The 17,645-nt window shown below is 67.2% G+C and carries 23 protein-coding genes and 1 pseudogene; 1 reads left to right on the top strand and 23 read right to left on the bottom strand.

Features of this window, described 5'->3' with window-relative positions:
* Nucleotides 1-16: 16 nt before the first annotated feature.
* From V6M51_RS18200 to V6M51_RS18305, 22 genes are all read right to left on the bottom strand, one after another.
* On the bottom strand, nucleotides 17-1,309 hold the full coding sequence (locus V6M51_RS18200) for a spinster family MFS transporter (RefSeq protein WP_332769426.1): 1,293 nt from the start codon (nucleotides 1,307-1,309) through the stop codon (nucleotides 17-19).
* 65 nt (nucleotides 1,310-1,374) lie between these two features.
* A complete protein-coding gene (locus tag V6M51_RS18205) occupies nucleotides 1,375-3,603 on the bottom strand; it encodes a TonB-dependent receptor (RefSeq protein ID WP_332769427.1) in 2,229 nt (742 codons plus the stop codon).
* A 164-nt stretch (nucleotides 3,604-3,767) separates the two neighbouring features.
* The gene (locus V6M51_RS18210) at nucleotides 3,768-4,466 is read right to left on the bottom strand and encodes a TetR/AcrR family transcriptional regulator (protein ID WP_332769429.1); all 699 of its coding nucleotides are present in this window, start codon (nucleotides 4,464-4,466) and stop codon (nucleotides 3,768-3,770) included.
* A complete protein-coding gene (locus V6M51_RS18215; RefSeq protein ID WP_332769431.1) occupies nucleotides 4,463-5,719 on the bottom strand; it encodes a dicarboxylate/amino acid:cation symporter in 1,257 nt (418 codons plus the stop codon). Before V6M51_RS18215 ends, V6M51_RS18210 begins: the two co-directional genes overlap by 4 nt.
* 52 nt (nucleotides 5,720-5,771) lie before the next feature.
* The gene (locus V6M51_RS18220) at nucleotides 5,772-6,365 is read right to left on the bottom strand and encodes a DUF3501 family protein (RefSeq protein WP_332769433.1); all 594 of its coding nucleotides are present in this window, start codon (nucleotides 6,363-6,365) and stop codon (nucleotides 5,772-5,774) included.
* Nucleotides 6,366-6,375: 10 nt separating this feature from the next.
* The gene (locus V6M51_RS18225; RefSeq protein WP_332769435.1) at nucleotides 6,376-7,731 is read right to left on the bottom strand and encodes a (Fe-S)-binding protein; all 1,356 of its coding nucleotides are present in this window, start codon (nucleotides 7,729-7,731) and stop codon (nucleotides 6,376-6,378) included.
* Between the two features lie 55 nt (nucleotides 7,732-7,786).
* Nucleotides 7,787-8,206 (bottom strand): rubrerythrin family protein, encoded by a 420-nt coding sequence (locus tag V6M51_RS18230; protein WP_254833444.1) that lies wholly within the window; start codon nucleotides 8,204-8,206, stop codon nucleotides 7,787-7,789.
* Between the two features lie 144 nt (nucleotides 8,207-8,350).
* Nucleotides 8,351-9,178: a 3-methyl-2-oxobutanoate hydroxymethyltransferase gene (gene panB, locus V6M51_RS18235; RefSeq protein WP_332769436.1), complete on the bottom strand. Its 828-nt coding sequence runs from the start codon at nucleotides 9,176-9,178 to the stop codon at nucleotides 8,351-8,353.
* Between the two features lie 3 nt (nucleotides 9,179-9,181).
* Nucleotides 9,182-9,562, bottom strand: a complete 381-nt coding sequence (locus V6M51_RS18240; RefSeq protein WP_332769438.1) for a hypothetical protein — start codon at nucleotides 9,560-9,562, stop codon at nucleotides 9,182-9,184.
* A complete protein-coding gene (locus V6M51_RS18245; RefSeq protein WP_332769440.1) occupies nucleotides 9,555-10,136 on the bottom strand; it encodes an RNA polymerase sigma factor in 582 nt (193 codons plus the stop codon). The genes V6M51_RS18240 and V6M51_RS18245 overlap by 8 nt, the downstream gene beginning before the upstream one ends.
* 33 nt (nucleotides 10,137-10,169) lie before the next feature.
* Nucleotides 10,170-10,541 carry a DUF6249 domain-containing protein gene (locus V6M51_RS18250; protein ID WP_332769442.1) on the bottom strand — a complete coding sequence of 124 codons (372 nt, stop codon included), beginning with the start codon at nucleotides 10,539-10,541 and terminating at the stop codon, nucleotides 10,170-10,172.
* Between the two features lie 104 nt (nucleotides 10,542-10,645).
* Nucleotides 10,646-10,954, bottom strand: a complete 309-nt coding sequence (locus V6M51_RS18255) for a hypothetical protein (RefSeq protein ID WP_332769444.1) — start codon at nucleotides 10,952-10,954, stop codon at nucleotides 10,646-10,648.
* Entirely contained in the window at nucleotides 10,941-11,465 is a 525-nt protein-coding gene (locus V6M51_RS18260) for an RNA polymerase sigma factor (protein WP_332769446.1), read from the bottom strand. Before V6M51_RS18260 ends, V6M51_RS18255 begins: the two co-directional genes overlap by 14 nt.
* An 11-nt stretch (nucleotides 11,466-11,476) precedes the next feature.
* The gene (locus V6M51_RS18265) at nucleotides 11,477-11,923 is read right to left on the bottom strand and encodes a hypothetical protein (RefSeq protein WP_332769448.1); all 447 of its coding nucleotides are present in this window, start codon (nucleotides 11,921-11,923) and stop codon (nucleotides 11,477-11,479) included.
* 105 nt (nucleotides 11,924-12,028) lie between these two features.
* Nucleotides 12,029-12,376: an ArsC family reductase gene (locus tag V6M51_RS18270; RefSeq protein WP_332769449.1), complete on the bottom strand. Its 348-nt coding sequence runs from the start codon at nucleotides 12,374-12,376 to the stop codon at nucleotides 12,029-12,031.
* 12 nt (nucleotides 12,377-12,388) lie between these two features.
* Complete coding sequence (locus V6M51_RS18275; RefSeq protein WP_332769450.1) at nucleotides 12,389-13,093, bottom strand: glutathione S-transferase N-terminal domain-containing protein; 705 nt, start codon at nucleotides 13,091-13,093, stop codon at nucleotides 12,389-12,391.
* 60 nt (nucleotides 13,094-13,153) lie between these two features.
* A complete protein-coding gene (locus V6M51_RS18280) occupies nucleotides 13,154-13,702 on the bottom strand; it encodes a 2'-5' RNA ligase family protein (RefSeq protein ID WP_332769451.1) in 549 nt (182 codons plus the stop codon).
* A gap of 94 nt (nucleotides 13,703-13,796) precedes the next feature.
* On the bottom strand, nucleotides 13,797-14,219 hold the full coding sequence (locus V6M51_RS18285) for a GFA family protein (protein ID WP_332769452.1): 423 nt from the start codon (nucleotides 14,217-14,219) through the stop codon (nucleotides 13,797-13,799).
* Between the two features lie 14 nt (nucleotides 14,220-14,233).
* Nucleotides 14,234-14,458, bottom strand: coding sequence for a hypothetical protein (locus V6M51_RS18290; protein WP_332769453.1), 225 nt, complete (start codon nucleotides 14,456-14,458; stop codon nucleotides 14,234-14,236).
* A gap of 55 nt (nucleotides 14,459-14,513) precedes the next feature.
* A complete protein-coding gene (locus tag V6M51_RS18295; protein WP_332769455.1) occupies nucleotides 14,514-15,272 on the bottom strand; it encodes a DUF899 domain-containing protein in 759 nt (252 codons plus the stop codon).
* Between the two features lie 163 nt (nucleotides 15,273-15,435).
* Nucleotides 15,436-15,903: an SRPBCC family protein gene (locus tag V6M51_RS18300; protein WP_332769457.1), complete on the bottom strand. Its 468-nt coding sequence runs from the start codon at nucleotides 15,901-15,903 to the stop codon at nucleotides 15,436-15,438.
* On the bottom strand, nucleotides 15,900-16,229 hold the full coding sequence (locus tag V6M51_RS18305) for an ArsR/SmtB family transcription factor (protein ID WP_332769459.1): 330 nt from the start codon (nucleotides 16,227-16,229) through the stop codon (nucleotides 15,900-15,902). Before V6M51_RS18305 ends, V6M51_RS18300 begins: the two co-directional genes overlap by 4 nt.
* 177 nt (nucleotides 16,230-16,406) lie before the next feature.
* Between V6M51_RS18305 and V6M51_RS23930 the strand changes: the two are divergent.
* Nucleotides 16,407-16,682: pseudogene (locus V6M51_RS23930) on the top strand (DUF6958 family protein); the annotation flags it as partial.
* Here the strand turns inward: V6M51_RS23930 and V6M51_RS18310 are convergent.
* Nucleotides 16,591-17,130 (bottom strand): hypothetical protein, encoded by a 540-nt coding sequence (locus V6M51_RS18310; RefSeq protein ID WP_332769460.1) that lies wholly within the window; start codon nucleotides 17,128-17,130, stop codon nucleotides 16,591-16,593. The pseudogene V6M51_RS23930 and the gene V6M51_RS18310 sit on opposite strands and share 92 nt — an antisense overlap.
* Nucleotides 17,131-17,645: the final 515 nt, after the last annotated feature.

Raw genomic sequence — 17,645 nt, forward strand, 5'->3', positions numbered from 1 at the left:
GCTGCAACGCTCGCAATCAGTCGACCCAATCGCGCCTGATGACGCCGGCGGCGGCCACGAAAAGCAGCGCGCTCAAGAGGTAGAATCCTAGCCCGGAATAGATGGCGTAGCGCAGAGCCTCGGCGCCGAAGCGCGGGGTCAGCAGGTCCGAGACCGCGCCGAAGTAATAGGTGCCCAGGCCCAGGCCGATCAGGTTGTTGACGAACAGGAAGCAGGCGCTGGCCGTGGAACGCGACGCGGCCGGAACCAGATGCTGGATGGCGTTGATCACCGGCCCCAACCAGGCGAGGTTCAGGCCCTGGGGGATCAGGAACAGTACGAAGGCCACGGCCAGCGACTTGGCGCCGATGGCGAAGATGAAGCACGGCAGGGCGAGCGCGAAGGCCGCCGCCGGGACCAGAAGATAGAAGCGCTTGTCGCGACCGCCCAGCCGATCGCCCAACCATCCGCCGGCCCAGACCCCCGCCGTGCCGCCCACCAGGGTGATGGCGCCCAGGAACAGCGACCGATCGACCAGGCCCATGCCCAGGCTCCGCTCGAAGAAGGACGGCAGCCAGAACGAGACCCCGTAGCCGCAGACCGACGAGGCCGCCGCTGCGAGCGAGATCAGCCAGAAACTGGGCTTCCTCAGAAGCAGGCCGAGCGCGCCCCTCGGCGGGACGACGGGCTCGGCCTCGGGAATCGGCGCGCCGGCCTCCAGGTCGGTCAAACCCCGGCGGGGCTCACGCACCACAAGACGGAACACCGGCGCCAGCGCCACGCCCATCAGGCCCACGATGATGAAGGCCGCGCGCCAGTCGATGCTGGCGGCGATCAGGCCGCCGAACAGGATGCCCAGCGCACTGCCCACCGGGATGCCGAAGGAATAGGCCGCCAAGGCGCGCGCCCGCTGTTCCTTGGGGAAGTAGTCGGAGATCAGCGAATAGGCCGGGGCCACGCCGCCCGCCTCCCCCACGCCCACGCCCATGCGGCACAGGAACAGGGGCCAGAAGCCGGTGGCGAAACCGCAGAGCGCGGTGAAGCCGCTCCAGATGGTCAGCGCACCGGTCATGATCCAGGTGCGGCTCCAGCGGTCGGCCAGCCAGGCGATGGGGATGCCGAGCCCGGTATAGAACAGCGCGAAGGCCAGCCCGCCCATCAGGCCGAGCTGGCTGTCGGTAAGATTGAGGTCCTTCTTGATGGAGCCGGCCAGGATCCCAAGGATCTGGCGATCCAGGAAGTTGAAGGTGTAGGCGATGATCAGCAGCGCCAGCACCGCATAGCGGTAGCCGCCGCCCCGCACCGCCGCTCGCGCGTCCGCCGTGGCCATGGTCGAGCCCTATCAGGAATCGAAAGGGCGCGGAGCCGAAAGCCCCGCGCCCCTTGGGAAGAAGCCTAGAACTTGGCTTCGAGCGACAAGGTCACCGTGCGCGGCGGGCCATAGAAGGCGGTCACCGAGTTGCCGAACAGGACGCCGGCCGTCTGCGGGAAGTTGTAGCCGCCGACCCGATAGGTCTCGTCACCGAGGTTCTTGCCGTGCAGGCCCACGCGGAAGTGGTCGTCGGCCGACGACCAGACCAGACTGGCGTCCATCAGCCAGTAGGCCTCTTGATCCAGCCTCGAGGGGATCTCGAACATGTTGAAGTCGCTGCGATAGGCGGCGCTCGGCGAGAAGCTGACCTTCCCATGGTCACCCATGTCGTGGATGTAGGTCAGGCCGAAGCTGCCGTTCCATTCCGGGGTGTTCTGGAACACGCGGCTGGCGGCGAAGTCGCGCACCACCGGAGGCGCGACCGTCAGGTCGAGGGCGCGATACTCGTCGAACTCGGCCTTGATGTAGCCCAGCGAGAAATTTGCGCTGAGGTTCGAGGTGAAGAAGGCGACGCCTTCCAGTTCGAAGCCCGACATGTGGCTCTTGCCCACATTCAGAACCTGGCTGGCGATGGAGGCGCCGACCGGGGTCTGCTGGGTGATCTGCTGATCCTCGTACTTGCCGTAGAACACCGCCGAGTTCAGCGACAGGCGGCGGTCGAAGAAGTAGCCCTTCAGGCCCGCCTCGTAGGAATCGACGGTTTCCGGCTCATAGCCGTTGACCGAGGTCGGGGTCAGGATGGCGTCGGCGCGCATGTCGAAGCCGCCCGACTTGAAACCCTGGCTGTAGGAGACGTAGCCGGTCAGGTCCGGATTGATATCGTAGCGCAGGGAGACCCGCGGGGTGAACTTCTCGAACGACTTCTCGTTGGTGAAGTTCGACCGCACCAGGCCCGGGATCGCCGTCGGGTTGCCGAACAGCGGACTGACGATGCCGCTGAAGTTCTGGCGATAGACCTGGCCGGTCTTTTCGTCCCTGGTCCAGCGGCCGCCGACCGACAGGGTCAGGGCGTCGGTCAGGTCGTAGCTGACATCGGCGAAGGCCGACCAGCTCTTGGTGTCGACCGCGCCGGCCGTGGCGATGGTCAGGTTGGCCTGGCTCAGCACGGTGTCGAAGGCGCCGGCCGCCGTGGCGTTCAGGTAGAAGACCCCGGCCACCGCCTGCAGCCGATCGCCCGTGTAGAGCAGCTGCAGTTCCTGGCTGAACTGGTGGTCGTTGTAGCGGGCCGGGATGTCGAGGATCTTGGCCGGCAGTTCGTCGAAGTCGATCGTGCCCTCGGTCTCGCCGGCGCGGTAGGCCGTGATCGACTTGAAGGTCAGCACGTCGCTGGCGTTCCACTGGCCCAGCAGCGAGACGCCGCGGGTCTCGACCCGGTTGACGTCGCCGGATCCGGCATAGGTGTCGTAGACGTCGGACGGCGGAGCGCCGCCGGCAATGGGTTGACCCAGGAAGTTCAACGCCGGGGTCTCGCGGTGGCCGTGGCGCGGATTGGACTTGTCCTGCACTAGGTCGCCCGACAGGCGGAAGAACAGCTGCTCGGAGGGTTCCCACTCGAGGGTCGCCCGCGCGGCGCCGACGTCCTTGTTGTAGTGCTCGGCGCCGGTGTTGAGGTTGTCGCCGTAGCCGTCGCGGTCGAACTTGGCCCAGGTGAGGCCGAGGCCCACGGTGTCGGAGACCTTGCCCTTGGCCGAGGCCACGAAGTCGCGCTGGCCGTAGGAGCCGAAGGCTCCCTTGAACTTCATCTCAGGCTCGCCCTGGATCTTGGCGGTGACGTACTTGATCGCCCCGCCGATGGTGTTGCGGCCGTAGAGCGTGCCCTGGGGCCCGCGCAGCACTTCGATCCGTTCGATGTCGAACACGTCCAGCACCGCGGCCTGCGGACGGGCGACATAGACGTCGTCGATATAGAGGCCGACGCCAGGCTCGAAGCCCCACAGCGGGTCCTGCTGGCCGACGCCGCGGATGAAGGAGATCAGGGTCGAGTTGGAGCCCCGCGCCACCTGGACAGTCAGGTTGGGCGTGGTCTGCTGCATGACGGTCAGATCGACGGCGCCCGTACGCTCCAGGCGCTCGGCGGTCACGGCGGTCACGGCGACCGGCACGTCCTTCAGGCTCTCCTCGCGACGCCGCGCGGTGACCACCATCTCCTCGACGGTCGCCACTTCGCTATCCGGAGTCTGGGCCACGGCCATCGTCGTCATGGCCGACCACGCCGCGCCCGCCAGGAGCGCCGCCTTCAACATGTTGTGCATCGTGTCTCTCTCCCAGGCCCGGCCGTTCGGACGGCGGGCGTCGTTGAAATTCATCGTCGGACGAATTTCGCGGACATTGCGACTATTCGGACGCGCGCCGCCAGGGTTGCGACGCCGCTTTCGCACGTTTTTTAATCATGTGATGAATTGGCGCCACAGCCCCGCTAGCGGGGCGCTGACGTTCCGACAATCGCCTCGAAGCCGGCGGCGCAGTAGTCGAACAGCCGGGCCCGCACCGCGGCCAGGTCGGTCGAGCGGCAGAGCCCCTCGGAAAGCTGGTCGATGCGGCCGGTCTCCGACAGGGCCAGCATCATGGAGCCGGTGAGGAACTGGTAGCCCCAGTAGAGGTCGGCGAGTTCGGCCCCCGGCATCGCTTTCTTCAAGGTGTCGATGAACCGGTGGACCACGGGATCGAAAAACCTGTGCATGGTCTCGCCTCCCCAGGCCGGGGTGTTGTTCACCAGGGCCACCAGCCGGAAATAGTTCTTCCAGCCCGCCTCGGCGGTCAGGGAGCGCTCGATCAGCGGGCCGATGAAGGCCTCGATCACGCCGCTGGCTGTCATGGTCCCCGGATGGGCGGCCTCGTAGGCGGCCATGGCCTGCAGGCGCTCGGCGTTCAGAATCTCGGCGCGGCGGGCGAAGACCGCGTCGAACAGGTCGCGCTTGGAGCCGAAATAGTAGTGGATCAGGGCGGTGTCGACGCCGGCCTCCGCCGCCACCTGGCGAGTCGTGACCCCGTAGAAGCCGTGGCCGGCGAACAGCAGCTCGGCGGCGTCGAGGATGGCGCCGCGCAGATCGGGGCCCTCCCCTTTCCGCCGGCGGCCGCGTGAGGCGGCGATGGGACGCGAAACCGGGGTGGTCATGGCGCCGCCCGCTTGTCGACGAGACAGGTGACCGCCACGTCGGCGGTCACATTGCCCACTGTCCGGAAGATATCCGGGATGGTCTCCACCGCCAGCAGGATCGGCAGCAGTTCCAGCGGCACGCCCATGATCAGGCAGATGGGGCCGGTAGTGGTGAAGAAGGTGATCTGGCCGGGCAGGCCCACCGAGGCCAGGCTGATCACTGCGGCCACGCCGACCCCGGCGATCATCAGGGCGACGGTGAGGTCGACCCCATAGACGTGGGCGCAATAGATCGCCACGCCCAGATTGGCCGCCGGGCTGGTGATGCGGAACAGCGAGACCGCCAGCGGCAGGACCACCCCGCTGACCCGCTCGGGCGCGCCGAGCTGCGCGGCGCCGGCGATCATGGCCGGCAGGGAGGCGATCGAGGACTGGGTGGAGAAGGCCACCACCTGGGCCGGCGCCACGGCGCGGGCGAAGGCCAACAGCGGGACCCGGGCGGCCAGCGCGATCAGATAGGCCAGCAGGGTGACCGAGATGCAGACGCCCGAGAGCAGCAGGATGTAGTGGCCGAGCGCGCCGGCCGCCCCGAAGCCCGCCTTGGCCCCGACGATGAAGGCCAGGGCCAGGACGCCCACGGGCGCGACCCACAGCACCCACTGGACCAGCACCAGCATGGTGTCCATCACCGCCTGGAAGATCGCGATCAGGCCGGTCTGCAGGTCAGCGCGGATGCGCGTGGCGGCCAGGCCGAACAGCAGGGCGAACACGACCAGCGGCGCCATCTGGGCGGTGGCCGCCGCCTCGACGGGATTGGTCGGGATGAAGGCGCGCAGCCAGGCGCCCATGGTCGGGAAGTCCGGCACCTTGTCCGTGGAGGAACCCGCCGCCTCACGCAGACCGGCCACGGCCTCGACCGGCGCGGGCCAGGCCGCCAGGACCGCGCTCAAGGCCACGGCGCAGAAGCTGGCTGACAGCACCAGGAAGAGCGCGAAGAAGGCCAGCGACTTGGCCGCCGTCCCGCCCGCCGCCGCCGTGCCGGCCGCCGAAGCGATCCCCACCACCAGCAGCGAGAAGACCAGCGGCACGATGGTCATGCGCAGGGCGTCCAGCCACAGCCCGCCCACCGGCTCCGCCACGGCCAGGATGTTGTCGAGGAACCAGGCGTCGGCGAGCGCGGCCCCCAGGATCAGGCCGACCACCAGGCTGGCCAGGATGCGCAGGGTCGATTGGCCGGCGGCGGCGCGGAGCGAGGAAACGAACGAGGCCATCGCCCGAACCTAGAGCGTTCGCGGGGCTTGGAAACCGGTTTCGCGCGAAACCCTAGGCGAAATCCTTGTCCAGTTCGGCCCGGGTGGCGGGGCTGAGCACCGCCAGGTGCGCATAGGCCTCGTGGTCGCAGCCCACCAGGATCGCCACTGCGGGATCACGGAAGACCGCGATCTGCTCGCGCTTCAGGGGGAAGCGGACGAAATGGACCGAGGAGGCCTTGCCGTCCTCGCGGGTGCGCTCCACGTCCCCCTCGGGGACGCTCATGACCTTGTCGGCGCCGATCTGCAGGAAGAACAGGTCCTCCACCCCGCCCAGCCGGGCCAGCAGGGCGGCGCGGCGCACGGGGTCATCGACCTCGAACATGATGGTCGCCACCAGCTCCGAACCTTGCGGGATCAAGGGGTTATAGGCCGCGAGCTCATCTGGCACCTGAGCCGCGCCGCCCTTCTCGGTGAGCAGCATCTCCTGGATCTGGAACAGCATGGTCTCGAAGGACTCGAAATAGACCGTGCAGCTGGGGCCCAGCGCGACGCGGCGCAGGCGCTTGGCCGGCAGCAGGGCCGCGCGGCGCTCGGCGCGAACCTTGGCGAACTCGGCGTCCGGGATCAGGTCGTCGGGGGTCACCTGGCGAAGGGCGAGCGGCATGGGACCTCCTTCAGAGCGCGCCATAGGCGCGGGCGAATATCTCGATGGGATGGGACTGGCGGGGCTGGGCCTGGTCGGTTCCGGTCTCGACGATCAGCAGCTGGCCCAGGTGTTTGCAAGCGAGCGGACAATCGGAACAGAGCTCGGCGCTCGCCTTCTGGGCCACCGCGCGGGCGGCGGGGCGACCGACCTTGCGGGCGACCGAATGGGTGGCCTTCATCACCCCGAAGGTGCCGCCGTGGCCCGAGCAGCGCTCGACCACCTCAACAGCGGTGTCGGGGATCAGGCGCAGCATCTCGGCCGACTTCTGGCCCATGTTCTGCGCCCGTGCGTGGCATGCGTGGTGCACCGTCACCCCGCCTGCGACCGGCGACAGGCCGGGCGCCAGGCCGTGGACCTTGGCGATGTCGACCACATACTCGCTGATGTCACGGGTGGCGGCGGCCAGACGCAGGACCGCGTGGTTGTCCGGCAGCATGAGCGGCCACTCGAACTTCATCATCAGGCCGCAGCTGGCGGTCAGCGCGATCACCTCGTAGCCCTGGTCGATATAGGGGGCGAAGGCCTTTGCGATCCGCTCGGCCTTGCCCGCCACGTCGGCCAGATCGCCGGCCTCGAGCTGGGGCATGCCGCAGCATTCCGGATAGAGCAGCTCGGCCTGGACCCCTTGCAGGGCCAGGACCCGGGCCGCGGCCACGGCCGTGTCGGGCTGGTTGTAGTCGACGAAGCAGGTCGCGTAGAGCACCGCCTTGCGCTGGCCGACAGCCGGCCCAGCTGGGTTCGGCGGCACGGGGACCTTCAGCCGATCGGTGGCGGTCTTGCCATGGTACTTCGGCAGCTCGGCCTCGGCGTCGATCTGGGCGATCGCCTCCAGCAGCTTGCGCAACGGCGTGTTCTTGCGCGCCGTGGCCCAGTTGGCCAGGCGGGCCACCGGCTTGGCGAGCTTGCCGTTGCGGTCGGTCTCGCCCAGCTGCTCGCGAATGAATTGGACCTCGCCGGCCCGGCGCTTGGCGGCGCGATAGCGCAGGATCAGGTGCGGGATGTCGATGTCGAAGGGGTGCGGCGGGACATAGGGACACTTGGTGAGGAAGCACATGTCGCAGAGCGTGCAGGCCTCATCGACCTTGGCGTAGTCGCTCTTGGCCACGCTATCGAGTTCGCCGGTCTTGGACTCGTCGATCAGGTCGAACAGCCGCGGGAAGCTGTCGCAGAGATTGAAGCAGCGCCGGCAGGTGTGACAGACGTCGAACTGCCGCTCCATCTCCTTCTCGACAGCGGCCAGGTCATAATAGGCCTCGTCCTGCCAGGCGATGGGATGGCGGAAAGGCGCGTCGAGGCTGCCCTCGCGGGCGGGACTGTCGGCCACGGAGACCTCGCGATCAGGAGGAACGGGCGACGACGACGCGCCGCCCGACAGGACCTTAGGCGTCCAGGGTGTCCAGGGCGCGCTGGAAGCGGCCGGCGTGGGACTTCTCGGCCTTGGCCAGGGTCTCGAACCAGTCGGCGATTTCCTCGAAGCCCTCGTCGCGGGCGGTGCGCGCCATGCCCGGATACATGTCGGTGTATTCGTGGGTCTCGCCGGCGATGGCGGCCTTCAGGTTGTTGCCGGTGGCCCCGATCGGCAGGCCGGTGGCGGGATCGCCGACCGCTTCCATGAATTCCAGATGCCCGTGGGCGTGGCCGGTCTCGCCTTCGGCCGTGGAGCGGAACACCGCGGCCACGTCGTTGTAGCCTTCCACGTCGGCCTTCTGGGCGAAGTAGAGGTAGCGCCGGTTCGCCTGGCTTTCGCCGGCGAAGGCGTCTTTCAGGTTCTGCAGGGTCTTGCTGGTCGCGAGGCTCATGATCGTCTCCCTTGAAGCGCGGCGCACCTTGAAGGCCGGTGCGCGAATTCGTCGTCGGCGGGAGTATGGACCGACTACGCGATAGACCTAATCGATTTAATTTATCGCCAGGATTGAGCCAGTCTATTTGTAGGCGACGTGCCCCTACCCCGCCTTGGCGAAGTAGATCTCGGCCGGGCCCGGGAAACGGCGCTGGCGCACGTCCTCGGCGTAACCGGCGACGGCCTTGCTGATCTCGCCGCGCAGATCGGCGTAGCGGCGGACGAACTTGGGCGTCCAATCGAACAGGCCCAGCATGTCGTCGGTCACCAGGATCTGGCCGTCGCAGCCGGACGAGGCGCCGATGCCGATGGTGGGAACACTGATCGCCTCGGTGATCTCACGGGCCAGGCCCTCAGCCACCCCCTCGACGACCACGGCGAAGGCGCCGGCGTCGGCCGTGGCCTTGGCTTCGGCCAGGATGCGGGCGCGTTCGTCGGCGCCCTTGCCCTTGGCCTTGAAGCCGCCGTCGACGTGCACCGCCTGGGGCCTCAGGCCCACATGGCCCATGACCGGGATGCCGCGCTTGACCAGGTAGTCGATGGTGTCGACCACGGTGGGGCCGCTCTCGACCTTCACGGCCTGGCAGCCCGTCTCCTTCATGATCCGCGCGGCGTTGGCGTAGGCGATCTCCTGCGCGCCTTCGTACGAGCCGAACGGCATGTCGACCACGACCATGGCGCGGCGGGCCGTGCGCATCACCGCCTGGCCGTGCAGGATCATCATCTCAAGGGTCACGCCCACCGTATTGGGCAGGCCGTGCACCACCATGCCGACGGAGTCGCCCACCAGCATCAGGTCGCAGTGCTCGTCCAGCAGTTCGGCCATCGGCGCGGTGTAGGCGGTCAGACAGACCACCGGGACGCCGCCCTTGCGCGCGGCGATGTCCGGGGCGGCGAGCCGTTTGACCGTTTCCTGACGCTGGGCCGACATGGACTAGAACTCCTCGATGACGCGGGTCAGCACGAACCCCATGGCCAGGACCGCCAGGCCGCTGGCGATCCATACCACCGAAGTGCCGGCAGGCAGCGCCGAAAGCAGCTCCACCCGCGGCGCCCATTCGGCGACGCCGGCGCGCAGGATGCGGCTCGACCCCTCCGAGGCGGCCTCAACCTGCCCCATGAAATTGGACAGGATGAGCTGGCTGGCGCCGACCACGCCGCCGACCAGGCCGGCCGCGCCGATCAGCATCCGGCGCAGGGTCCAGCCCCGCGCCAGCTTGCGTTCCACCGCCATGGCGAAAGCCTTCTCGTCGGAGAAGGCCGGGGCGTCACCGAAGAGGCGTTCCAGACGCCGCTCGAATTCAAGCTCAGCCATTGCCCTGCCTCCCTTCAAGTGCAGCGCCGGCAGGCGCCAGTCGCGTTCTGAGCTTCTCCAGACCACGTTTGACATGCGATTTGACCGTTCCAAGCGGCAGGTTCAAGGCCTCCGCCGTCTCGGCGTGGGAGAGACCCGCGCCGTAGCACATGGACACGCACAGCCTTTCGGCCGCTCCCAGCGACTTCAATCCCTCATCCAGGTCGATCCGCCCGGCCGCGTCCGGCTGATGGGCGTCGACGGAACCATCCTCGGCTTCCTGCGCCAGACCCGCCAGCCGCCGCTCGCGTTGCAGCCGGCGAAGATAGAGCCGGGCCGCGATCTTCTTGACCCAGGCGGCGAAGGCCCCTTCCCCGCGGAACTCGCGGATCCGTTCGAAGGCCATCAGGAACGCGTCCTGGGCGACGTCGTCGGCCTCGGCCGGCGCGGAGCCCATCCGCCGCAGCAGGCCGCGCACGGCCGAGCCATGCCTGCGGACCAGCTCCCCGAAGGCCGCGCGGTCTCCCGCCGCCGCCAGGGCGGCCAGCTCCACGTCGTGGAGATTGGCCAGCCTTGTAGTGTTAGCGCCCGACATTTGGGCTTTTCCCCATCCCCTCTAGAGGGCGTTTCAGTTCTTGCCGCGGGTGACGAAGGATAGCGCGATCAGAGCCAGGCCGATGAAGCCCGGGAAGGCGGCGATGCCGATCAGCGGGTAAAAGGCGTCGGGTTCTTCGAAGCTGACCGCGAAGCCCAGGGCCGCGAAGCCGACGGCCACGCCCAGCCAGACGATGCCGGAGCGGAGGTCCTTGTACGGCGACGGCGGAGCCTTCACGTCGCTGGTCAGGGCTTCGATGACTTCCGGCGGAAGAGTGGCGCCCTTCTCGATGGAGGCACGCAGGGTCTCCTGCAGCTTCTGGCGTTCCTGGCTCTTGAACCAGCGTGGCGCGATGACGATCGCCGCGATCATGGCGAACATCGTGATTGGGATCAGAATTTCCATCTCGTCTTCCCCTCTTCAGGATTGCCGGGCGTAACAGCCCCGTTCTGAAAGGAAAGAGGCGCCGGTCCCTGCGTACAGATGCAAAGCTTGGCATGAAATGTTCGTCATGATCGCAAGCCCAGGATCGGCATGGCCCGGCCGTCGGCCAGCAGCAGCACCGCGGCGGTCGCCACCAGGGCCGCCCCGGCCGGGGCCAACCCCCCGCCGATCTGCGCCAACGCCGGCGCGAGGCTGGGCCACACCGCCCAGAGGACCAAGCCACCCACAAGGCTGAACAGGCCCAGACGCGCCGTCTCCCATTGAAACCGCGCCCGGGCGATCGCTTCCATCACCTCGGCCGAGAAGGCCAGGTCCCGGGCCGGTGGCTCCGAGGCCGCGAAGAAGGCGGCCAGCCTGGCGTCATCGTCCGTCATCACGCGCTCCCAAGGCTTCCATGAGCCGCGCGCGGCCGCGCGTCACATGCGACTTCACCGTGCCGAGCGGCAGGCCGAGCGCATCGGCCGCATCGGCGTGACTGAACTCCGCGGCCAGGCAGAGGGCCACCACGGCCCGCTGCTCCAGCGGCAGGGCGGCCATCGCCTGCTCCAGGGCCAGCCGGTCCTCCGGCGCGACCCCTGGCGATCGCTGGTCCGACGACTGGTAGTCGGCCTCCCGTCGTCGGGCCCTGCGCCCGGACCGCAGTTCGGTCAGGCACTTGTTGTACCCGATCCCACAGAACCACGCGCGAACATTGGCATCCTCGTCCAGCCGGTCGATCCGCGACCAGGCGGTCAGCAGGGCCTCCTGGGCCAGGTCGTCGGCCAGGGCCCAATTCCCGCAGGCCCGTCGCAGGAAGCCGCGCAGGGCCTGCTGGTGACGGTCCACCAGCCGCGCGAAGGCTTCCTCCGAGCCACCCTGGGCGGCGCGGATCAGGGTCGCGTCCAAGGCGGCAGGGTTCATTTGTCACGGAAACGCGACGACACCAGGACTGAAAGCAGGGTCGCGCCGGAGATGCAGACCAGGATCAGCGCCACCAGCCGGAACGGCCCTTCGGTCCCGTTGATCAGCGAGGTCTCCGAGGCGATGAAGAACGCGCCGGACAGCGCGCCTGTGAAGATGACCGTGCGGATGTCGTCGCGCTGCGAATGGCGATAGCGGCGGTAGCTGTTGCGGCGGCGACGCCGGCCCAGGCCGCTCCAGTCACTCTCCTCGTCGTCATCCTCCTGCTCCTGGATGCGCTTTAGGAGTTCGGCCGGTACTTCCTTGCCCTGGGTGGCGTAGGTCTTGATCAGCTCCAGCTGCTCGCGCGAGCGGCGATAGGCCAGCCAGCGATCCCAGGCGCCGAACGCGAAGGCGGCCAGCGGGAACAACAGCCACCAGAAACTGCGGAACAGGTCTTCCATGAGCGCTAGCCCCTCCGTTGGAGCGGAGAGCCATCCCTCCGTTCCTTCAGCCCCTAGTCGCCGCCGCGGCCGGGTTTGGATGCGGAGCCGCGAAATATCTCCGCCCTAGCCCAACGCCCCTTCGTAGATCTCCGGCTTGAAGCCGACCAGCAAGCGCTCACCCAGGTCCAGCACCGGACGCTTGATCATCGAGGGCTGGGCCAGCATCAGGCCGATGGCCTTCTCCGCGTCGAGCCCGAGCTTGGCGGCGTCCGGCAGGGCGCGGAAGGTGGTCCCCGCGCGGTTGAGCAGGACCTCCCAGCCGACCTGGCCGATCCACTGTTCCAGACGCGGACGGTCGATCCCCAGCGCCTTGTAGTCGTGGAAGGCGTAGGCGACGCTTCGCCCGTCCAGCCAGGCCCGGGCCTTCTTCATCGTGTCGCAGGCCTTGATACCGTAGATTGTGATGGTCATCGCGCCCCTCCTCTAGGACCGGCTGGGGATCTGCAGGCCGCGCTGGACGGCCGGCCGCGCGAGCGCGCGCTCCAGCCAGACGGGGACGTGCTCCAAGGCGTCGTAGCCGACGAGGTCGCCGGCCTCGTAGAAGCCGATCAAGTTGCGCACCCAGCCGATCAGGGAGATATCGGCGATCGAATAGTCATCGTCCATGATCCAACGGCGGCCGGCCAGGCGGGTCTGCAGCACGCCCAGCAGGCGCTTGGACTCATCGACATAGCGCTGCAGCGGTCGCTTGTCGGCGATCTCCTTGCCGGCGAACTTGTTGAAATAGCCGACCTGGCCGAACATCGGCCCCACCGCCGCCATCTGGAAGAACACCCACTGGATGGTCTCGTAGCGCCGCGCGGCCGGGCCTGGCAGCAACTTGCCGGTCTTCTCGGCGAGATAGAGCAGGATGGCGCCCGACTCAAACAGGGCCAAGGGCGCGCCGCCCGGCCCGTCCGGATCGATGATCGCCGGGATCTTTCCGTTTGGATTCAGCGCCAGGTATTCGGGCTTCCAGCTCTCGTTCTTGCCGATGTCGATCAGGTGCGGCTCGTAGGGAAGCCCGATCTCCTCCAGCATGATGGAGACCTTCACGCCATTCGGGGTCGGCAGCGAATAGAGCTGCAGACGGTCGGGATGCTCCGCCGGCCAAAGCTTGGTGATGGGAAAGGCGGAAAGGTCCGGCATTCAAGGCTCCAGGCATGGGCGACGACACGCGCCGTCGGATCGGACGACGTCCCGTCGAAGTCAACCGGCCAGAGGCCAGCGACCCAGATGGGTGTGACGCCCCCTACCCTGCTCGCTGGACACCAGCACGATCTCCCGCGCCGGCCAGCGGATCGGGGGGTCGAGCATGGTCTCCGGGATCGGAGTCTCGTCATAGGCGACGGTCAGATGGGGCGTGAAGGCGCGCGCGCCGAGCCTCAACCCGATGTCGTCGCCGGCGTCCTTCAGGCGATCACGCAGTCCGGTGAGAGCGGCGGCCGAGCCCTCGCTGCAGGCGAGGACCACCGAGGCGCCGCCGAAACTGGCGGCTCCGGTGAACACGACCTCGAATGACGGGAAGGCGACCGCCGCGCCGATCCGCGTGGCGGCGGCCAGCACCGTGTCACGGGCGAGGGATCCGGCCGCCACGCCCAGCAGAGAGAGATGGAGCCTGGCGCGCGCGCACGGCCGCCAGGTCCGGCCAAGACGCCGTCGCAGTCCGGTCTCCAACTCGGCGATCCGGACGGCGGCCTCAGCGTCCGGCAGGACCGCGAAATAAAGCGCCTCGCGCCTAGCCTGGCTTCGTCCCATCTCGACGCCCTCCTCGCGCGTGGCGTGAGAACAAACATAGAACATTAATTGCGGGAGCCGCAAGCCGGGCGAGGCTGCGCGCCCGGCCGCCAGGTCAGCCTGGCGCCGGCGGCATCTTGTTGAACTTCAGCAGGGCCGGATCGAGATGATCCCAGGCATAGCCGCGCTCGGCGTAGGTCACGACCTGGGGCCTGTATCGGCTGGGGTCGTCGAGGCTCGCGGCGTGCACGGTGAAGAGATCTGGCATGGCCGCGAAGGTCAGGTAGACCGGAGATCCGCACGTAGGGCAGAAGGCGCGGGTTTTCACGGCGCCGCTGTCTGCGGCAATGTCCCAATGCGCCGCCTGACCTGCAAGGGTCACGCGCTGGCGGCTCGGGAAGGTCAGGTAGGATCCGTGGCCGGTTCCGCTCTTCCGCTGACAGTCACGGCACTGGCAGTCGCCTTCCACGAGCGGCTTGTCGGTGGTTTCATAACGGATCGCGCCGCAGGCGCAGCCGCCGGAATAGGGCTCGTCCATGTCCTGGGTCCTTTTCATCGATTTGAGATCAGCTTGAGCCAAGGCGCGGAATGAAAAGCGCTCATCAGCAAGTACATCAGGGCCATGCCGCCGAGCGGCGACGGGTGCTGGGCGGCCGAGCACAGGATCTGCGGCTGGCCGCCGCCCGCGCCGGTTAACAGGGCCATGGCGGCGAAGGTCGGCGCGGCGGCGAGGCCCAGCCAGCCGGCTGCGCCGAGTGCGGGGGAGCCCTCACTCATGCTTTTCTCCTGCGGTAGGGGCGACTGGCCTAACGGCGTCGGCGCGTTAGTTTTCCTAGGTCTTCAACGTCGCCTCGCCGGCATCCGACACCTCGACCCACTTCGGATCGGGCGCGGTCTCGGCCGCGTAGTTGTCGTGCCAGTTCCACCACTTGTACGGCGGCGTCTGGGGGTATCCTTCGGGCGAGTCCTCCCAGACCTCCTGCCGGCCGAGCGGCGTGATGTCGAGATAGCTCCAGGTGCTCCCCATGGCTTCGTCGCCACGGGAGTTGATGAAGTAGGTGCGGAAGATCCTGTCGCCGTTCCGGATGAATACGTTGGTGCCGTGCCACTCATCCACGCCGAAGTCGGCGTCGAAGGCGTCCGTCACGGTGTACCAGGGCATCTGCCAGCCCATCCGCGCCTTCAGTCGCGCGATGTCGGCCTGCGGGGCCCGCGAAACGAAGACGAGCGTGGTGTCGCGGGCGTTCAGATGGGCCAGGTGGGCGACCTGGTCGGCCACCATGGAGCAACCGCGGCAGGCGTGGTCCGGCCACCCGAACACCCCGGGCTCGAAGAAGGCCCGGTAGACGATCAGCTGGCGGCGACCGCCGAACAGATCCAGCAGGCTCACCCTGCCCTCAGGCCCCTCGAACTCGTACGCCTTGTCCGCGGCCATCCACGGCATCCGCCGACGCTCGGCGGCCAGGGCGTCACGGGCGCGGGTCTGCGCCTTCTCCTTCACGAGCAGCTGCTGGCGGGCGGCCTCCCAGGCCTGCTGGGAGACGATCGGCGGCGTCTTCATGGCGGATTGCCCGCCTATCGGTTGGTTCATCGAAACCTCCTTTGAGCGCGGCCTGGCGCAGGCCGACAGGGTTCCCCCAGCAAGCTGGAGGGATTGCTTTAGGTGCGGCCGCTCATGGCCAAAACGACATGGACGGGGAAAATTCCGCCGGGCGCTCGCTAGGTGATCGCTTCCGGCGTCCGGACGGCTTCGGTCAGCCCTGATCCGCGGCGATGGCGTCGATCGTCAGGACGACCTTCTTCCAGCCCTCGCTCATGCTCTTGAACGCCGACTCGTTCTTGGGCAGCACGAAACCGGAATGGACAAGGCGAAGGCGGGCGCCGTTCTCGACGGCGGAAAGGACGAAGGTCACGACGGTGTCCAGCCGCGAGCCGTATCCGACGTTTCCCTCGTGGCCGCCTTTCCAGGAATAGGAGAGACGTTCGTAGGGCGTCGCCTCCAACACCTCGCAGTGGATGACGCCATCCCATTCGCCGGCCGGCGTGGTTTGGTAGGTGAAGCGCGTCCCCACCGTGGGCTTGAAGCCGATAGGCTCCATCCTCAACCACCGGCCCATCATTCCCGGCATGGTGAGCGTCTTCCACACCACGTCCAGGGTGTGGGGAAACACCTCGTCGACGACAATCTGCTGGCTGCCGGCCATGATCGCGGCGTCGCTCATGGGTCTATCTCCTTCAAAAGCGTGCGGAGCTTGTCGAACCCGTCGCGCCAGAAGACGCTGTAGTGGTTCATCCAATCGGATAGCGGCTCGAGCCCCTCGGGCTGAGCTCGATAGAAGACGTTGCGCCCCTCGGGGCGCTCGGCGACCAGGCCAGCCTGCCTCAAGGACTTCAGATGTTGGGAGATGGCGCCCTGCGTCACCCCGCTCCCCCGGGTCAGTTCGGCCACAGTGATCTCGTCGGAGCCGGCGACGCGCTCGAACACGGCGCGCCGGGTCGGATCGGCGAGGGCGCGCATGACGGTGGTTATGGCGGTGGCTTCGGGCATGACCATCGATTAGCAAACGCTAATTCATGAGTCAATGCTAATGCGTTTCAACGCTCATTCCGGGCGTCCGCAGGCGGCCAGGAAGACGCGACCAGCGACGGAGATCTTCGATGAACACAGTGCGCCAGGGACGCCGGACCGCGTAGCCCGACAAGGTCTTGATGGAGAACCCCCAACAGTCCGGATCGTCCGGTGCGGGTCGACGCCGACAAGTACAACGCCATGCGCGAGGCGATCCTAGCGGTGCTGCCTGCGGCGGCTCCCGGTCTGACGGTGGCGGAGGTCAAGGCGCGGCGGCGGCCCCTGCTGCCCGAGGCGCTGTTTCCGGGCGGTTCGACAGCCGGTGTCGCCTCGATCAAAATCAGCCGACAACGTGCCGTCCGAGGAACGCCCAGAAGGCCACTGCGAGCGACAGGTACACCGCGACGACGATCTGAAACCTGTGGCTCCTAATCCACATGGCGAGCAGCGCCAACGCGGGCAGTTGCACGATGAAGAGCGGGTAAAGGAAGGGCGAGAACAGCTTACCAAACTGAGCGGCTTGAACCGCGTCCAACACGGCCGACAAGCTCAGGAGCAGCAAAAACGGGCGCCGGTGCGACTCGAACGTGTTCACGGCGTCGTCGACCGGCGGAAACAACGCTACGCACATGCCGAAGAAGGCCACGCTCTGCGCCACCAGAACGAAGAACTGTTCGAACGTCCACGTCTCGACGTCGCTGAAGATGAATAAGCCCCACCACGACACCAGCATGACCTGGAACGTCAGCGCGGCATACGCGATCTGCAGAAATTCGAGGCGCTTTCGATAGAGTTGCTGAATCGCGTTCGTGAACAGATGGGCGATGCCCAGACCGTATAGGATCGACGCGAAGACCGAGGCGAACTCGAACTGGGTCACGCCGATCTCTTCGCCTTATCGATGCTCTGACGCGAATGTTCTCGAGCAGACACTAGAAACCGCCGCGGATCAACTCTTAAGCAGAGCGCAGTAATCAAAGATGACGCGGCGACCTCTCTACTCCCACTCGATGATCAACAAGACCTGTAAGCGATTGAAAATACGTACGTTTCTGCGGCGAGAAACGGGACTGACCGTCAGCTCGACCGTCAGATCGCTACGCTTCTGTTTTCATTGGGGTTTTAGAGAAATGCCCGCTTGCGGAGCTCGATCATAAATCCGTGAGACGTCGTTGAGGCTCGACCTGCAAACGTCTCGTCCAAGCACCTAATGGGTAATGGCCACCGAGCTGAGACTCAAGGCCCTACGACATCATTTTTGATAGTACCGCGAAATGCCGGAGAGCGCAGTAATCAAAGATGACGTGGCGTCCGCCATATTCCCACACGATTATGCTGTCGATTGCGCCTTTGGCGCGGCCGACCGAGCGTTGCCGTAGCGGGGAGGTCCATCCA

It is taken from the genome of Phenylobacterium sp., assembly GCF_036677185.1.
Lineage (GTDB): Bacteria > Pseudomonadota > Alphaproteobacteria > Caulobacterales > Caulobacteraceae > Phenylobacterium.

What these genes read in the sequence shown, in the direction of transcription:
- V6M51_RS18215 (WP_332769431.1), bottom strand. Translation starts at nt 5,719, where the DNA reads ATGGCCTCGTTCGTTTCCTCGCTCCGCGCCGCCGCCGGCCAATCGACC.
- V6M51_RS18280 (WP_332769451.1), bottom strand. Translation starts at nt 13,702, where the DNA reads ATGGGACGAAGCCAGGCTAGGCGCGAGGCGCTTTATTTCGCGGTCCTG.
- V6M51_RS18265 (WP_332769448.1), bottom strand. Translation starts at nt 11,923, where the DNA reads ATGGAAGACCTGTTCCGCAGTTTCTGGTGGCTGTTGTTCCCGCTGGCC.
- V6M51_RS18305 (WP_332769459.1), bottom strand. Translation starts at nt 16,229, where the DNA reads ATGCCCGAAGCCACCGCCATAACCACCGTCATGCGCGCCCTCGCCGAT.
- V6M51_RS18200 (WP_332769426.1), bottom strand. Translation starts at nt 1,309, where the DNA reads ATGGCCACGGCGGACGCGCGAGCGGCGGTGCGGGGCGGCGGCTACCGC.
- V6M51_RS18245 (WP_332769440.1), bottom strand. Translation starts at nt 10,136, where the DNA reads ATGTCGGGCGCTAACACTACAAGGCTGGCCAATCTCCACGACGTGGAG.
- V6M51_RS18270 (WP_332769449.1), bottom strand. Translation starts at nt 12,376, where the DNA reads ATGACCATCACAATCTACGGTATCAAGGCCTGCGACACGATGAAGAAG.
- V6M51_RS18205 (WP_332769427.1), bottom strand. Translation starts at nt 3,603, where the DNA reads ATGCACAACATGTTGAAGGCGGCGCTCCTGGCGGGCGCGGCGTGGTCG.
- V6M51_RS18295 (WP_332769455.1), bottom strand. Translation starts at nt 15,272, where the DNA reads ATGAACCAACCGATAGGCGGGCAATCCGCCATGAAGACGCCGCCGATC.
- V6M51_RS18210 (WP_332769429.1), bottom strand. Translation starts at nt 4,466, where the DNA reads ATGACCACCCCGGTTTCGCGTCCCATCGCCGCCTCACGCGGCCGCCGG.
- V6M51_RS18285 (WP_332769452.1), bottom strand. Translation starts at nt 14,219, where the DNA reads ATGGACGAGCCCTATTCCGGCGGCTGCGCCTGCGGCGCGATCCGTTAT.
- V6M51_RS18275 (WP_332769450.1), bottom strand. Translation starts at nt 13,093, where the DNA reads ATGCCGGACCTTTCCGCCTTTCCCATCACCAAGCTTTGGCCGGCGGAG.
- V6M51_RS18300 (WP_332769457.1), bottom strand. Translation starts at nt 15,903, where the DNA reads ATGAGCGACGCCGCGATCATGGCCGGCAGCCAGCAGATTGTCGTCGAC.
- V6M51_RS18255 (WP_332769444.1), bottom strand. Translation starts at nt 10,954, where the DNA reads ATGACGGACGATGACGCCAGGCTGGCCGCCTTCTTCGCGGCCTCGGAG.
- V6M51_RS18220 (WP_332769433.1), bottom strand. Translation starts at nt 6,365, where the DNA reads ATGCCGCTCGCCCTTCGCCAGGTGACCCCCGACGACCTGATCCCGGAC.
- V6M51_RS18240 (WP_332769438.1), bottom strand. Translation starts at nt 9,562, where the DNA reads ATGGCTGAGCTTGAATTCGAGCGGCGTCTGGAACGCCTCTTCGGTGAC.
- panB (WP_332769436.1), bottom strand. Translation starts at nt 9,178, where the DNA reads ATGTCGGCCCAGCGTCAGGAAACGGTCAAACGGCTCGCCGCCCCGGAC.
- V6M51_RS18230 (WP_254833444.1), bottom strand. Translation starts at nt 8,206, where the DNA reads ATGAGCCTCGCGACCAGCAAGACCCTGCAGAACCTGAAAGACGCCTTC.
- V6M51_RS18290 (WP_332769453.1), bottom strand. Translation starts at nt 14,458, where the DNA reads ATGAGTGAGGGCTCCCCCGCACTCGGCGCAGCCGGCTGGCTGGGCCTC.
- V6M51_RS18250 (WP_332769442.1), bottom strand. Translation starts at nt 10,541, where the DNA reads ATGGAAATTCTGATCCCAATCACGATGTTCGCCATGATCGCGGCGATC.